This is a genomic window from Lactobacillus sp. ESL0230 (assembly GCF_003692805.1).
Lineage (GTDB): Bacteria > Bacillota > Bacilli > Lactobacillales > Lactobacillaceae > Lactobacillus > Lactobacillus bombicola.
In genome coordinates, this window is the sequence record NZ_REHI01000006.1 from 733,130 (window position 1) to 747,200 (window position 14,071).

17 protein-coding genes and 1 other annotated feature are annotated in these 14,071 nt (G+C 35.1%); of the genes, 1 reads left to right on the forward strand and 16 read right to left on the reverse strand.

Annotated features, from left to right (window positions below):
* Positions 1-5: 5 nt before the first annotated feature.
* The 3 genes from priA to gmk all read right to left on the reverse strand — a co-directional run bounded on the left by priA (position 6) and on the right by gmk (position 3,303).
* Positions 6-2,402 carry a primosomal protein N' gene (priA, locus tag F5ESL0230_RS05305; protein ID WP_122022051.1) on the reverse strand — a complete coding sequence of 799 codons (2,397 nt, stop codon included), beginning with the start codon at positions 2,400-2,402 and terminating at the stop codon, positions 6-8.
* A gap of 75 nt (positions 2,403-2,477) precedes the next feature.
* On the reverse strand, positions 2,478-2,687 hold the full coding sequence (gene rpoZ / locus F5ESL0230_RS05310) for a DNA-directed RNA polymerase subunit omega (protein WP_118896282.1): 210 nt from the start codon (positions 2,685-2,687) through the stop codon (positions 2,478-2,480).
* 1 nt (position 2,688) lies between these two features.
* On the reverse strand, positions 2,689-3,303 hold the full coding sequence (gmk, locus tag F5ESL0230_RS05315; protein WP_090092757.1) for a guanylate kinase: 615 nt from the start codon (positions 3,301-3,303) through the stop codon (positions 2,689-2,691).
* Positions 3,304-3,472: 169 nt separating this feature from the next.
* Between gmk and F5ESL0230_RS05320 the strand changes: the two genes are divergently transcribed.
* Positions 3,473-3,748 carry a hypothetical protein gene (locus F5ESL0230_RS05320; RefSeq protein WP_122021893.1) on the forward strand — a complete coding sequence of 92 codons (276 nt, stop codon included), beginning with the start codon at positions 3,473-3,475 and terminating at the stop codon, positions 3,746-3,748.
* Positions 3,749-3,798: 50 nt separating this feature from the next.
* Here F5ESL0230_RS05320 and F5ESL0230_RS05325 read toward each other — a convergent pair whose 3' ends face one another.
* From F5ESL0230_RS05325 to rplU, 13 genes are all read right to left on the reverse strand, one after another.
* Complete coding sequence (locus tag F5ESL0230_RS05325) at positions 3,799-4,665, reverse strand: GNAT family N-acetyltransferase (RefSeq protein WP_122021894.1); 867 nt, start codon at positions 4,663-4,665, stop codon at positions 3,799-3,801.
* Positions 4,666-4,667: 2 nt separating this feature from the next.
* Positions 4,668-6,350: a DNA repair protein RecN gene (gene recN, locus F5ESL0230_RS05330; protein WP_122021895.1), complete on the reverse strand. Its 1,683-nt coding sequence runs from the start codon at positions 6,348-6,350 to the stop codon at positions 4,668-4,670.
* Between the two features lie 10 nt (positions 6,351-6,360).
* Positions 6,361-7,173 (reverse strand): TlyA family RNA methyltransferase, encoded by an 813-nt coding sequence (locus F5ESL0230_RS05335; RefSeq protein ID WP_122021896.1) that lies wholly within the window; start codon positions 7,171-7,173, stop codon positions 6,361-6,363.
* Positions 7,174-8,040 carry a polyprenyl synthetase family protein gene (locus F5ESL0230_RS05340; protein ID WP_122021897.1) on the reverse strand — a complete coding sequence of 289 codons (867 nt, stop codon included), beginning with the start codon at positions 8,038-8,040 and terminating at the stop codon, positions 7,174-7,176.
* Between the two features lie 4 nt (positions 8,041-8,044).
* Positions 8,045-8,287, reverse strand: coding sequence for an exodeoxyribonuclease VII small subunit (locus F5ESL0230_RS05345; RefSeq protein WP_122021898.1), 243 nt, complete (start codon positions 8,285-8,287; stop codon positions 8,045-8,047).
* Complete coding sequence (gene xseA, locus F5ESL0230_RS05350) at positions 8,268-9,635, reverse strand: exodeoxyribonuclease VII large subunit (protein ID WP_122021899.1); 1,368 nt, start codon at positions 9,633-9,635, stop codon at positions 8,268-8,270. The genes F5ESL0230_RS05345 and xseA overlap by 20 nt, the downstream gene beginning before the upstream one ends.
* Positions 9,625-10,473, reverse strand: a complete 849-nt coding sequence (locus F5ESL0230_RS05355) for a tetrahydrofolate dehydrogenase/cyclohydrolase catalytic domain-containing protein (protein WP_122021900.1) — start codon at positions 10,471-10,473, stop codon at positions 9,625-9,627. The genes xseA and F5ESL0230_RS05355 overlap by 11 nt, the downstream gene beginning before the upstream one ends.
* A gap of 50 nt (positions 10,474-10,523) precedes the next feature.
* Positions 10,524-10,922, reverse strand: a complete 399-nt coding sequence (nusB, locus tag F5ESL0230_RS05360) for a transcription antitermination factor NusB (RefSeq protein ID WP_122021901.1) — start codon at positions 10,920-10,922, stop codon at positions 10,524-10,526.
* Positions 10,900-11,364 carry an Asp23/Gls24 family envelope stress response protein gene (locus tag F5ESL0230_RS05365; RefSeq protein WP_122021902.1) on the reverse strand — a complete coding sequence of 155 codons (465 nt, stop codon included), beginning with the start codon at positions 11,362-11,364 and terminating at the stop codon, positions 10,900-10,902. Before F5ESL0230_RS05365 ends, nusB begins: the two co-directional genes overlap by 23 nt.
* Before the next feature lie 18 nt (positions 11,365-11,382).
* Positions 11,383-11,952, reverse strand: coding sequence for an elongation factor P (efp, locus tag F5ESL0230_RS05370; RefSeq protein ID WP_090092775.1), 570 nt, complete (start codon positions 11,950-11,952; stop codon positions 11,383-11,385).
* Between the two features lie 81 nt (positions 11,953-12,033).
* Positions 12,034-13,143 (reverse strand): Xaa-Pro peptidase family protein, encoded by a 1,110-nt coding sequence (locus F5ESL0230_RS05375; RefSeq protein WP_122021903.1) that lies wholly within the window; start codon positions 13,141-13,143, stop codon positions 12,034-12,036.
* A gap of 150 nt (positions 13,144-13,293) precedes the next feature.
* Positions 13,294-13,587: a 50S ribosomal protein L27 gene (gene rpmA / locus F5ESL0230_RS05380; RefSeq protein ID WP_046307181.1), complete on the reverse strand. Its 294-nt coding sequence runs from the start codon at positions 13,585-13,587 to the stop codon at positions 13,294-13,296.
* A 13-nt stretch (positions 13,588-13,600) separates the two neighbouring features.
* Positions 13,601-13,915, reverse strand: coding sequence for a 50S ribosomal protein L21 (rplU, locus tag F5ESL0230_RS05385; RefSeq protein WP_090092778.1), 315 nt, complete (start codon positions 13,913-13,915; stop codon positions 13,601-13,603).
* Positions 13,916-13,927: 12 nt separating this feature from the next.
* Positions 13,928-14,007: a sequence feature (ribosomal protein L21 leader region), on the reverse strand.
* Positions 14,008-14,071: the final 64 nt, after the last annotated feature.

The following is a 14,071-nucleotide window of genomic DNA, read 5'->3' on the forward strand; positions in this document are numbered from 1 at the left end:
CCCCTTTATATAATGTGTTCAGGCTCGTTATCAATATATATATTTAAACCATATTTTTTTATTTTTTGTGCAGAATCTTGAATTTGATGTAACAACTGATTTAAATTAGCCTCTTTTTTATATTTTACCAGTATTTGATAATAATACTGATTTTTTAGACGTGAAACTGCACTGGGCGCAGGTCCTAAAATAATAGTAGTGCGTTGCAGACGTTGTTGCAACCAATTTTTTATTTTAAATGCTTCTCTAGCAACATTTTGTTCATTCTTAGCAGCTATAGAAATTAATACTGTATAAAAGTAGGGTGAATAATTTCCTGCATGTCGCATACGCATTTCATACGCATAAAAACGTTCATAATCTTGAGTCTGAGCAAATTTTATTGCATAGTGATCAGGATTAAAAGTTTGAATAATAACTTCGCCCTTTTTCTCTGCCCGACCTGCCCGACCTGCAACTTGTGTCAACAATTCAAACGTCCGTTCAGACGCATTATAGTCAGGTAACCAAAGTCCTGTATCAGCATTAATGACACCCACTAAAGTGACATTGGGAAAATCTAGTCCCTTGGCAATCATTTGTGTACCCAATAAAATATCAGCTTCATGATGACCAAATGAATCAAGAATTTTTTTAAATGCACCTTTACGTCTAGTTGTATCAACATCCATGCGCAACATTCGAGCAGCAGGTAAAAGCGTTTCTAACTCCTGCATAACTTTTTGCGTTCCTGTACCTAAAAAACGAATCTTTAAACTCTGACAATTAAGACATTTTTGCGGAATTGCGGTTGCATAGCCACAATAATGACACTGCATTTTCGCGGTATCCTTGTGCATAGTTAGAGAAAGATCACAGTTAGGACATTTCATAACATAACCGCAATCTCTACAGAGCATAAAACTTGAATAACCTCGACGATTAAGCAATAAAATAACTTGTTCTTTTTTAGCGATTCTAGTTTTTATTGCCTCAAGCAATTGAGCGGATAAATCTAGTTGATCTCCAATAAAGTTAGTTTGCTTCAAATCAATAATCTTAACTTTAGGTAAGCTCTTTTTGTTAGCCCTTTCTGGTAATTTTAAAAGCTGATAAACTCCCTTTTGAGCACGTGCTCGACTAACTAATGAAGGAGTTGCACTACCCAATATCAGAGGACAAGAATTATAATTACTGCGCCAAATAGCAACATCTCGTGCATGGTAACGCGGAGTATCTTCTTGCTTATATGAAGACTCGTGTTCTTCGTCAATAACAATCAACCCAATATTTTTTAATGGTGCAAAAATGGCACTGCGTGCTCCGACAACCACGTGCACCTCACCGCGGCGAATCCTACGCCATTCATCATAAAGTTCACCTTCTGACAATCCACTATGTAAGACAGCAATTTGCTGTCCAAAGCGTTGCTTTACCTGGGCTACCATCTGTGGCGTTAGTGAAATTTCCGGAACTAACATCAGCGCATTTTTGTCATTTGTTAACGCTTGGCTAATTGCATTTAAATATACTTCAGTTTTCCCACTACCAGTTACACCTTCTAATAAAAAGGTTTGTGCAGTTTGATTATCAATTGCACGGTTTATTTTGGCCAGAGCCTCATCTTGTGCTGGAGTCAGTTTGATACTTTGCTGTGATTTTGAAGTGGTAACATCAATTAGCGGATCACGGTATACCTCAGTAAGTTCTTTTTTTAACCACCCTTTTTTTACAGCAGAAGTCAAAGTAGCTATTTTAACTCCAGAATTCTGTTCTAAATCTACTTGCCTTTGTGGAAATTTGGTGAAATTTTTAATAATATATATTAAAAGCTGCTTTTGCTTTTGGGCATTTTGCCTAAGCGTTTCATAAATTTTGATATATTCATTTTTACTTAGTAAAAGTGAATAGTTATTCTGCATTTTAACTTGGGCGCGATTTTCGACTAAATACTCAATTTTGGCATCATGATGTCGCAGTAATTTATGGATAAAAGAAACTTCCTTAGCATCATCTATTTTAGTTAAATCAATTAATCCCCTTTTAAAAAGCGGCATTCTTTTAGCTTTATCTGAAATTGGCGTTAAGATTTTACGATAATTTGCTCGCATCACCCGAGGGAGCATTGCTTTTAAAATAGAAATTCGATAAGAAAAATTTTCATTTGCTAGTGTTTTAGATAAATCAACTAATTCAGTAGTTAGTGGTGGTTGTTCATCTACTACTAAAAGAAGGTCCTTAAGTTTCCCTTGAAACTTGCTTGTCTGACTTAACCCAACGACAAATCCTTGCAATTTGCGTGAACCAAAAGGGACGAATACTCGAGAACCTACTGCAACTTCTTTGAGCTCATTAGGAATATGATATTCAAAAATACGATCTGTCTGTTTAGCTGCTATGTCAACGATTATTTGCGCAATCATTATAACAATCACCTTCAAAAATGGCCTCCATCTCTTTATAGATGGAGGCCATAAAATTTTTAACTAAACTATTAGTTAACCTTGTGATTTAGAATCAACGGTAACCTTACCAGCTTCAATCTCTTCAAGGGCTCTACCAACGGGTTTTAATGCTTTGTAATTTTTAAGCGCTTCTGGTTCACCCGCTTCTAATTCATGTGCTCGCTTGGCAGCTAGCACAGATAATGAATAGCGTGAATCTACACGATCTAATAATTTATCGATTGATGGATATGTAACTCTCATCTTAATCCTCCCTGACCATTTTACGATATGTGTCAATAACTCGCTTTACACTAACATGCTCAGCATCAACAATTGCCTTAATATGATCTACAGCGTTGGCAACTGTATCATTAACAACGGCATAATCATAATCTTGCATGACTAATATTTCTTGACGTGCTTGATTAATTCGTCCTAGAATCACATCTTCTGACTCAGTGCCACGATTTTCCAGGCGTAAATGCAATGTATGTAAATCTGGCGGCGTCAAAAAGATAAATACACCATCGGGCATTTTTTCTCTAACAGTTTTTGCGCCATTGACATCAATTTCAAGTAAAACATCTTTACCTTCATCTAACATCTTTTTAACTGGCGCAAATGGTGTTCCGTAATAATTATTTACATATTTATTATATTCTAAAAGTTCACCCTGCTTAATAGCTTCCCCAAACTTCTCTTCGCTAACAAAATAATAATCTTGCCCGTCAACTTCACCTGGTCTCGGCTTTCTAGTTGTCATCGAAACTGAATATTCAAACGGAAAAACTTTATTTTCAACGATTGCACTTTTAACGGTTCCTTTTCCAACTCCAGAAGGTCCCGAAAGGACAAGTAACAAACCTTTTTCTGTCATGCCATACTCCCCTATAAAAAGCTATTATATCTAGTTTGCACTAAAAGAAGGATATTTTCAAGTTAAGATGTTTTTTAATTTTATGAATTAAAGACTTGTTTTTTTAAACAAATGTTCTTATAATAAATATATCAAACAAATGTTCGCATAGATGATGAGAGGAGCAAAAATGAAGAATTCACTAAAAAAAATTTATCATTACTTATTTGATTACGATAATAACAAACCCGATGGTACGAATCAGTATAGCAGTGAGATTTTAACTTTACTTACAATGGCCATGCATAATCAAAAATATGTATTAGTGACTTTTCAAGATGGACAAAGTGAAATCGGACAAGTAAACCAGCAACTTTCAGCTCAAAAATTTATTTTGCGTTCAACTAATCAAAAACTCTTACACATTGTTGACATTAATTACCTTCTAAGAGTTGATCTGGCCTAAATAATTCTTTAACTAAAAATACGGATTGATGTCCGTATTTTTAGTTAATTCTATTTTTTCAAATAAACATTTTCACTTTTTATTTCAAATCCTGCCGCTAAATATGCCTTGATGGCGGGAATATTATTAACATCTACATCAAGTACAAATTCTTTTACGCCTTTTTTTCTCAAATGGTACATTATTTCTTTAATAAAAAATGTACCAAAACCTCGATTGCAATACTTGTGCGCAATAAATAAGCCAAAAAAATAAGCATACTTACTAATATCAGCTGCACAATAACCTATAATTTGATTATGATACAGTAAAACAAAACTAAATTGATTTAGATTTCGTAATCCCTGAGTAAGGTAATTAAGTGACATTGTTAAATCATTTTCAAAGGCTGCACTGTGCAATACTGCAGTTTCTTTAACTTTATCCTTTGTTAACAAACATAGGCTTAAATCTTGCTTTAATCGACTATCACTTGCATTAGCAAGCGGATTTTGGGTCCGCATATTATATTCTTCATCCACTATTTTTAATTTTGTTTTACCTAAAAATTGGGGATGCTCATCTAAAAATCTTTGCTCAGATGCATAATTAAAATTACTGTAGCCGTATTTATTCAAAATTATTTTAGCCCGGTTAATCAAAGCCGTAGCTATTTTTCTTTGTCGAAATCTTGGCAAAACATATATATATAAATCAATTTCTTCATCCGGTTTATCATCTGCATAAATCATCAGAAAGCCCACCAGCAAATCGTTTTGATAGGCCAAAATAAAAGCAGGCATGTCTGAAAAATAATTGTATTCGTTACTTAAATACGGATCTGAATATGTATGATCATGAGTATGAATTTCATTCATTAATGTTTTAACCTGTTTAATTTCTTCATTCGCTAAAACTTTTTTCGCAATAATTTCCATAATTAATTCCGCTCTTTAAAACTTTTCAGCAAATCTTTTGCATTTTGCTTGGCAGCCTGAGTTACATTACTCCCAGCCATCATTTCAGCGATTGCAGTTACTGTTTCCTCTTGAGTAAGTGGCCCAATTTGGGTATAAGTTGCCCCGTCTTTTACTTCTTTGGCCACTAAGTATTTTTGATCACTGGCCGCTGCCACCTGAGGAGAATGAGTTATTGCAATAACCTGTTTATTTTTCCCAATTGAGTGTAATTTTTTCCCAATTGCGGCTGATACTCGGCCTGAAACTCCCGTATCGACTTCATCAAAAATCATGGTTCCGACTGGCTCTACCTGACTAAAAATTGATTTTAGCGCTAAAATCAAACGTGACTGTTCACCCCCAGAAACAATTTTAACTAATGGCATTAATTCTTCACCTGGATTAGGCGAGATTAAAAACACAACTGCATCAGTTCCTGTACTAGTGAATGTTTTAGTGGTTTTCAAGTCTATTACAAATCTAGCCTTGGCCATATAAAGATCTGCCAATTCGTGTTTAATCTTTTCTTCAAGTACATTTACAACTTTTTCTCTTAATTGATGTAATTCAGTAGCTTCTTTGGTTAATTTACGTTCAATCTCTATTACCTGTTGTTCTAGGTGATTTTCATCTAAACCACCTGTTTCAAATTGATTTAGTTCTTTTTGCACTTTTTTATAAAAAGCAAACACATTAGTCAAACTAGGACCATATTTTTTCTTTAGCGAATTTAGTAAGTCTATCCGGTTAGATACATATTGATATCTTTCTGCGTCAAAATCTAGTCCATCAAGAACATTGGAAAGCTCACTCCTTGCATCACTTAAAGCAAAAACTCCATCATCAATAGTTTTAGCAATATCTTTAAATTTAGCCCCGTATTCAGTTAATTCTTGCGCTGCATTCTGAGCATTTCCTAATAATTCTTCAATTCCATGTTCGTCATCATCAAATAATTGGATTAAATAATTGGCAGTATCAACTATTTTCTGATAATTATTCAGTTCATTATATTCTTCTTCTAATTGCTCGTCTTCATTTGGATCAGTTAAGTTTGCGGCCCTTAACTCCTCATTTTGAAAAGATAATATATCTTGCTTTTGTGCCAATTCTTGAGCATCATTACGTAAATGATTTAAGCGCGTAGTCAATTTTTGCCATGTTTTAAAATCAATTTGGTATTGAGCTAATTTTTCTTTAAAATCTGCGGAAGCATAATCATCCACTAAATCTATTTGGCGGTCTTGATTCATTAAAATTTGTTGATCATTTTGACCATGAATATCTACTAAATAATTGCCTAATTCACGTAAAACGTTAATTGTAGTCAATTGCCCATTTATCCGAACAACATTGCGCCCTTTAACAGCCAATTCACGACTAATAATTAGTTGTCCTTCTGAATCTGGCAACCCGTACTTATCACAGATTTGCGCAATTTGCCTAGATTGACCAACTTCAAATAGCCCCGTAATCACTGCCTTAGTTTCGCCACTACGCACCATCTCTTTTTGACTACGACCACCCATTAGTAGTGAAACTGCATCAATAATAATCGATTTTCCAGCACCCGTTTCACCAATTAAAGCTGTCATATTTTCTTGAAAGCGAACCTTTAAAGCCTTAATAATGGCAAAGTTTTTAATATCCAGTTCAACTAACATGCTTTTTCTCCTAAAGTCCTTTTACTGCTCGTTCAACAATCTCTGCGGGCGTATTTGGCCAAATTAATTTACCGCCATCTCTTTCATTTTTTTGTAAATGAATTAAAAACTCTATGTTTCCCTTTCCCCCTTTAATCGGTGAATAGTCAACTGCTAACACATTAAAGCCAATTGCTAAAGCTTGCTCAATCGTATGCTTTATTACCGCACAATGAACGTGATGATCATTTACTATACCATGCTTACCAACGTTTTCTGGACCAGCTTCAAATTGTGGCTTAATTAAGCAAACTGCCTCACACTGATCTTTTAAAATTTGATACATAGGTGGCATAATTAAATCAAGAGATATAAAAGATACATCGGTCATAGCAAAGTCAGGCAAACCCTTAGTAAAGTCTTCTGGTTTACTATAGCGAAAATTTTGTTTTTCCATAACTTCTACACGCAAGTCATCACGTAATTGCCAGGCTAACTGGTTATAACCAACATCAAGAGCATAGACTAATTTCGCCCTATTTTGTAATGCCACATCAGTAAAGCCGCCAGTTGAAGCACCAATATCTAGACAAATCTTATCGGTCAAATCAATATTGAAAACTTTTAAAGCTTTTTCTAACTTTAAACCACCGCGTGAGACATATTTTTTTCCTGAATCTTTAATAAAAAATTGCTCATCACTGGGAAAACTTGTACCACTTTTATCAATTCGTTGATGATTATGATCGCAAACCAGTCCGGCCATAATTGCACGTTGTGCTTGCGTTCGTGAATTAAATAATCCTTGTTTAGCTAGTAAAATATCTGCTCTTTCTTTTGTCATTTATAGTACCTTTTGATACAAATCAAGAAATCCTACTAAAACTGAATCATCGAAATTTGCTAAATTAGACTTTGCCCGTTTAATTAGTTCTTTCAATTCTTGACGACTTTTTTCAGCTCCAAGTAAAGTTAAAGTATTATTTTTACCACTTGCTTGGTCTTTATGAGTTGCTTTCCCAGCTTCTTGGGTTGTCTCAACAATATCAACTAAATCATCATAAATTTGATATGCACGACCAAAATCTTTGGCAAAAGCAACAAGTTGTTTACTACTTTGACTACTTGCCTTACCATGAATTGTTGCCATTTCAACACTTGCTTGTATTAGGCAACCTGTCTTTTGCCACTCCATTTTATCAATGAAATTAGCATCATTAGCAACACTTTTGTTATTTGTTGAATCAATGTCTAGATATTGGCCACCAACCATGCCATTTGCACCAATTGCAGCGGTAATAATTTTAACCAACTTTGGCTCATTACTGCCTTCAACAATCCACTGAATCCCCATCGGAAGTAATGCATCTCCAGCCAAAATAGCTTCAGCTTCGCCCCATCTTTTATGACTAGTTAGTTCTCCTCTACGGTAGTCATCATTATCCATTGCCGGCAAATCATCATGAATTAGCGAGTATGTATGGATTAGTTCTATTCCACAAGCAATTCTAACTTCTTTTTCAGAAATCTCTTTATTCAATGACGAATAAGTTGCTAAAAACAATAAGGGTCGTAATCTTTTACCTCCTGCCATTACTGAGTAAGCCATAATCTCGCTTAATTTTGCATTGTTTACTTCTAATTTTAAGTGACTAGCTAAATAATTATCAATTATTGGTGTCCATTTTATTTTAAAATCATTAAAAGTCATTTTTTTATTCTTCCGGTGCAGCACTACTATTAGGATCAATTTTATGTTCTGAACCGTCGCTTTCAATTAGCTTAGCGACAGTTTGCTCGGCAGCGGTCAGTTTTTGATTTAAATCTCGACTTAACTTAACACCGGTTTGAAACTCATTTAAAGCATCCTCTAGGGCCACATTACCATTTTCCAAATTAGCTACAATTTGCTGTAATTTAGCTAATTCTTCTTCAAAATTATTTTTCTTCGTTACCATTCTTAATTCTCCTTGTATATTTTATAACTGCTACTGCTTTACCGTCTTTGAAATTAAGGTTGACTTTATTATTTGGCTTAAGCTGCGTAACTGAACTGATTGTCTGCTTTTGCTCATTAACTACATAAACATAACCGCGATCAAGAGTTTTAAGTGGGCTATAATCATCTAATTGTTGCCCAATTTTAGCTAAACCATGTCTTTTTTCCTGTAAAATATTTTTTACATTAGTATCCAATTTTTGTCGATAAAAACTAGCCCTTTCTTCGTATTGTTTTACTCTATCTTTAGGGCTCTTAGCTAATAATTGTTGCCTTGTTAATTGATACTTTTGTTGCGCAAGCTCTAAGAGTCGCACCATGTTCCGCCTAAGTTGCTCTTTTAAGAAATCCAAAGTCTGAGCTTGTTCATCATAAAGTCGTGTGGGTTCACGCATAATAACCGAATTATCAATCCGCTTTAAAGCTTCTCGGCGGGCATGAATAATATTTTGCATACTGGCAAGCATACTACTTTGGAGTTGATGAATATTAGCTAATTCATTGGTCAAATTAGGAGTGGCATATTCTGCCGCCGCTGTTGGTGTTGCCGCCCGAACATCAGCTACTAAATCACATAATGTAGTATCAGTTTCATGACCTACAGAAGAAATTACTGGCACTGGCATCTCATATATTTGCCGAACAACTCGTTCTTCATTAAACGGCCATAAATCTTCAAGTGAGCCCCCACCACGACCAATAATCATTACATCATATTTATCTTTAATAGCCATTATTTGTTTCATTGCATTAACTAATGAGTCAGCCGCTTGATCTCCTTGAACTTGGGCTGGAAATAAGTCAACTTGTGCATGCGGAAAGCGGCGATTAACCGTAACCAATATATCATGAATTACAGCTCCAGATGCACTAGTAACAACCGCTATTCGATCAGGAAAATGTGGTAAAGGTTGCTTGTGTTCTTGGTTAAATAATCCCTCTTGCGCTAATTTATGTTGAAGCTGTTGCAATTGCTCATATAAGGCACCTAAGCCTGCCGGTTCCATTGTTTCGGCATAAAATTGATAAGTTCCCTGTGGTCCATAAACGCTAACATAGCCAGTAATATAAACTTTCATCCCCTCTTCAGGCTTAAAGTTAACTTTGTCAAAATAGGTCCGAAACATGACAACATTTAGTTTAGACTTCTCATCTTTTAATGAAAAGTATTGGTGTGAATTACGTCGATACCGAAAATTAGATAGTTCACCTTGTAAAAAAACTTTATGTAAATACGGATCATTTTTAAATTTTTGCGTAATATAATAATTTAAATCAGTTACGGAAAGATACTTATCATCTGCCATTTTTTCTCCTTGCTAATTTCACTACTTGTTCCATTAGTGATTCAACTGTAAGTGGACCAATCCCACCAGGTACAGGGGTAATATAACTAACTTTAGGTGCTACATTTTGGAAATCAACGTCACCAACTATCTGATTGCCAATACGATTAATCCCTACATCAATCACTATTGCATTGTCCTTAACCATTTTTTCCGTTATTAGTCCCAGTTGTCCAGCTGCAGACACCAATATATCAGCTTCTTTAGTGTATTTAGCGAGATTATTAGTTTTCGTATGCAAAACAGAAACTGTCGCATCTTGCTCTAGCATCAATGCTGCTAGTGGTTTGCCAACAATGCTACTACGCCCAATGATTACTACATGCTTACCACTAGGGTCAATCTGATAGTGCTTTAATAAAGCCAAAATACCATGAGCAGTTGCTGGTTCAACAAAATGATTACCTTGCCACAAACGGCCCACATTACTTGGTGTTAAACAATCTACATCCTTTTCCGGATCAATTAAAGAGAGAGCTTCATTTAAGTTAATCTGGCTTGGAACTGGCAACTGAATCATAATTCCATTAACCTGACTTTCAGAGTTTAATCTAGCAATCAAGCTCAATAGCTCGGCTTGACTAGTAGCAGAATCTAATTGAAAAATTTTTTGTTTAATTCCAATTTTAGTAGCTAGCTTTTTTTTACTTTTAAGATAAATTTTACTGCTAATATCATCACCAATATTAATTACGGTAAAAAAAGGTTGAACACCTTGCTTTTTTAATTCATCTACTTGCTTTTTAAGTTTAGTTGCCCGAATATTTGCTAGCTTTTGCCCATCTAAAAGTTGTGCCATCCATAATTCCTTTTCTACTAAAAATAGCCGGCTATTCAGCCGACTACTAGTTATTTTTTAATAAAATTCGCCAAAATACCATTAATAAAAGGCTTATTTTTGGGATCGGCAAATTCATCACATAAGTTTAAAGCCTCATTAATTGCTGCCCTAGGCTCTATGTCCATACTGTACTTAATCTCATATAAAGCAACTTCTAAAATAGCAAGTAAAATCTGACTAATTCGATCGATTCGCCAGTTTTCTTTTAAACAACTGGCAAGATTAGCTTTAATTTCCTCCCGCTTTTCAATCACGCCTTCAATAATATTTTTTGAATAAGCAGAAAGTTCCTTTAGATTAAGTGTAGCAACCGTTTTAGCTTCAACTTCAGAAGCAGTATACGTTGGTTCTTGGTTTGCCAAATACACTGCTTGCATTGCTACTCTACGACTCTGGTGTTGATTCATTTTTACTCTTTTCATCAATGTCAGAAAATAGCTGAGAGGTTCCCCTATTATCCTGCTGCTCTTCTGGGTCATCCGGAAATACTAAGCCCGTCACGTGAACATTAATTTCTTTCAAAACCAAGTCAGTCATTTGTAGGACTTGCTGTCTTAAAGATTTTTGCAAATCCATTGCAACTTTAGGCACATAACTGCCAGCTTCAAAACTTACATAAACGTCGGCAATCAAATTGTAATCATCGTCAAGCTTGATTGCAATTCCTTTACCTCGATTTTCTCGTCCCAAAACGCGATTGATTCCAGATTTAACATTACCGTGCATTGCGGCAACTCCGTCAACTTTTTCGGCAGCAATGCCCATGATAACTTCAAGAACACTAGAATCTATTTCGATTTCTTCACCGTTATTTTTATCATCTAAGACAATCTTTGAACTATCTGCCATTTTATTTACCTCAAAAAACTACTTATTTGCACGAGATACGTAAGTACCATCTACAGTATTAATTATTAATGCATCGCCTTCATTAATAAAGAAAGGTACGTTAACTACTAGCCCAGTTTCCATAGTTGCAGGTTTACCACCACCAGAGGAAGTATCACCTTTAATATTTGGCTCAGTCTTAGCAACTATCAATTCAACTGTGTTTGGCAATTGGATTCCTAGAGTTTTACCTTCATGCATAATTACGCTAACATCCATATTTTCCTTCAGATACTTAGCTTCTTCTTCAACTTGTGAATTAGGAATAGCTAATTGATCATAGGTTGTCGTATCCATGAAAACATAGTTTGATCCATCATTGTATAAATATTGCATTGCTTTCGTTTGAATTTCTGCTGTGTCAACCTTAGCAGTAGAACGAAATGTATATTCTTGTACTGCACCAGTATTCAGACTCTTTAACTTTGATCTAACAAATGCACTACCCTTACCAGGCTTAACATGTTGAAACTCAACAATGCGCCATAAATCATTGTTATACTTAATGGTTAAACCATTTTTAAACTCATTAACTGAAATCATTGTCATATTAACTACCTCATCTCCATAATAATATCTTACCAATTCAGACATGATTTTACTATAAATAATATTTAAAAATATTATCTTTTATAAAGAAATTAACTCAGCTTTAGGCAAGGTTGATAGTGTTTCCGGACTTTGTCCATGAATTAAAATATCGTCCTCAATCCTTACGCCACCTTTTTGAGGTAAATAAATTCCTGGTTCAACCGTATGAACCATATTATTAACCAGTTCTTGCTTACCAAACGGTAAGGCCGGCTGACATAATTCATGAATTTCTAGTCCTATGCCGTGACCAATACCATGACCAAAGTATTGACCATATCCTTGTTCATTAATATAATCGCGCGCTGCTCGATCAACATCATTTCCATGATTACCGACAATAGCTGCTGCAATACCACGACGTTGTGCCTCATAAACAATGTTATAAATTTTACTTAATTCAGTATCAACTTTCCCTACAGCCATAGTGCGTGTAATATCAGCTGCATAGCCATGATAAAAGGCGCCAAAGTCAACTACTACCAAGTCACCTTCTTCAATTGCTTTATCACTTGCTACACCATGAGCCCAGGCTGATCGAACACCCGATGCAATAATCGTAGCAAAACTGGGGCCATCGCCACCATTTAACTTAAAAAGATAGTCAAGCTTAGCACCAATATTACGTTCAATTTCACCAGGTTTAATCATCGGTAAAATTTCATTAAAACTACTCATTGAGATATTAATTGCTTGACGCAAAGTGGCAATTTCTAAATCATCTTTAACATTGCGCACACGCTCAACTAATTCTTCTACAATTTGAAACTCAATTTGTGGATTTAACTTTTGCAAATTGGCAAATTCTACTGCAGAAACAAATTCACCTTCCACTAAGACCTTATGTAAATTGGCATGTTGCAACTGCCGACTAATTTCTTCATCCTGATTACCACGTTTCATGACAACTGACATTTCACCTGGTGCCTCAGCTTTAATTTGGTTATCAAAGCGGGAATCAGACAATAAAATCCGATCACCCTGATTAGTTACTATCAATTGCGCTTCTTCACCAGTAAAATTAGTTAAATAACGATAATTAGCTTGATTAAAAATCAAAAAGCCATCCGCACCTTGATCTGTAATCAACTTACCTACTTGGGCAATCCGCTTATTTAGAAGTGTTAATAAGTCATTTGTTTCATTCATTTCAGTATCTCCAAATTCGACCATAAAATTAGTACTAATTAGCACTAGCGTTAATTAATCAGTTCCAACTAAAAATATTATCTATAGTAAAGTCATAAATATAAAAAAGACGAGAAGCACATGCTTTTCGTCTTCTTATTAAGAACTAAATTACTTAGCTTCTTCTTCGACAGGAATAACAGAAACTTGTTTTCTGTACTTGTCTTTACGCTCAAATTTAACTACACCATTTACTAATGCAAATAAAGTGTCGTCTCCACCTTGGCCAACATTCTTGCCTGGGTGAATCTTAGTACCACGTTGACGATAAATAATCGTTCCTGCGTGAATAGTTTGACCATCAGCAGCCTTGGCACCTAAACGGCGACCAGCTGAATCACGACCATTGGCAGTTGAACCTCCACCCTTGTGGTGGGCAAATAATTTAAGATTTAAAATATTCATAATCACTTCACCTCTAGCTTAATTCAATCTTTTCAACTTCAACCTTAGTATAAGGTTGACGATGACCATATTTTGAATGTGAGTGCTTCTTTGGTTTGTATTTGAAAGTTACAACTTTCTTCTCTTTACCATGTTTTTCAACTTTGGCAACAACTTTGGCACCCTTAACTAATGGTGTACCAACTTTAACGTCTTTACCATCAGAAACAAGAATTACCTCATCAAAGGTAACTTCCTTACCTTCTTCAATGTCAAGTTTTTCTACGAAAATACTGTCGCCTTCAGCAACTTTATATTGCTTACCGCCAGTCTTAATAATTGCGTACATTACTGCCCTCCAAAAAATACTTAGACTCGCCAATAAGGGTGCTTTTATAAATAAAAGTCTTCTTACCCCTATTTGTGCGGTTGCAGATGTGAAGGTCTCCACAAATACAACTACTGTATGATACTACTATTGGTAAGAATTAGCAAGATTAAAACA

What these genes read in the sequence shown, in the direction of transcription:
- priA (WP_122022051.1), bottom strand. Translation starts at nt 2,402, where the DNA reads ATGATTGCGCAAATAATCGTTGACATAGCAGCTAAACAGACAGATCGT.
- rpoZ (WP_118896282.1), bottom strand. Translation starts at nt 2,687, where the DNA reads ATGAGAGTTACATATCCATCAATCGATAAATTATTAGATCGTGTAGAT.
- gmk (WP_090092757.1), bottom strand. Translation starts at nt 3,303, where the DNA reads ATGACAGAAAAAGGTTTGTTACTTGTCCTTTCGGGACCTTCTGGAGTT.
- F5ESL0230_RS05320 (WP_122021893.1), top strand. Translation starts at nt 3,473, where the DNA reads ATGAAGAATTCACTAAAAAAAATTTATCATTACTTATTTGATTACGAT.
- F5ESL0230_RS05325 (WP_122021894.1), bottom strand. Translation starts at nt 4,665, where the DNA reads ATGGAAATTATTGCGAAAAAAGTTTTAGCGAATGAAGAAATTAAACAG.
- recN (WP_122021895.1), bottom strand. Translation starts at nt 6,350, where the DNA reads ATGTTAGTTGAACTGGATATTAAAAACTTTGCCATTATTAAGGCTTTA.
- F5ESL0230_RS05335 (WP_122021896.1), bottom strand. Translation starts at nt 7,173, where the DNA reads ATGACAAAAGAAAGAGCAGATATTTTACTAGCTAAACAAGGATTATTT.
- F5ESL0230_RS05340 (WP_122021897.1), bottom strand. Translation starts at nt 8,040, where the DNA reads ATGACTTTTAATGATTTTAAAATAAAATGGACACCAATAATTGATAAT.
- F5ESL0230_RS05345 (WP_122021898.1), bottom strand. Translation starts at nt 8,287, where the DNA reads ATGGTAACGAAGAAAAATAATTTTGAAGAAGAATTAGCTAAATTACAG.
- xseA (WP_122021899.1), bottom strand. Translation starts at nt 9,635, where the DNA reads ATGGCAGATGATAAGTATCTTTCCGTAACTGATTTAAATTATTATATT.
- F5ESL0230_RS05355 (WP_122021900.1), bottom strand. Translation starts at nt 10,473, where the DNA reads ATGGCACAACTTTTAGATGGGCAAAAGCTAGCAAATATTCGGGCAACT.
- nusB (WP_122021901.1), bottom strand. Translation starts at nt 10,922, where the DNA reads ATGAATCAACACCAGAGTCGTAGAGTAGCAATGCAAGCAGTGTATTTG.
- F5ESL0230_RS05365 (WP_122021902.1), bottom strand. Translation starts at nt 11,364, where the DNA reads ATGGCAGATAGTTCAAAGATTGTCTTAGATGATAAAAATAACGGTGAA.
- efp (WP_090092775.1), bottom strand. Translation starts at nt 11,952, where the DNA reads ATGACAATGATTTCAGTTAATGAGTTTAAAAATGGTTTAACCATTAAG.
- F5ESL0230_RS05375 (WP_122021903.1), bottom strand. Translation starts at nt 13,143, where the DNA reads ATGAATGAAACAAATGACTTATTAACACTTCTAAATAAGCGGATTGCC.
- rpmA (WP_046307181.1), bottom strand. Translation starts at nt 13,587, where the DNA reads ATGAATATTTTAAATCTTAAATTATTTGCCCACCACAAGGGTGGAGGT.
- rplU (WP_090092778.1), bottom strand. Translation starts at nt 13,915, where the DNA reads ATGTACGCAATTATTAAGACTGGCGGTAAGCAATATAAAGTTGCTGAA.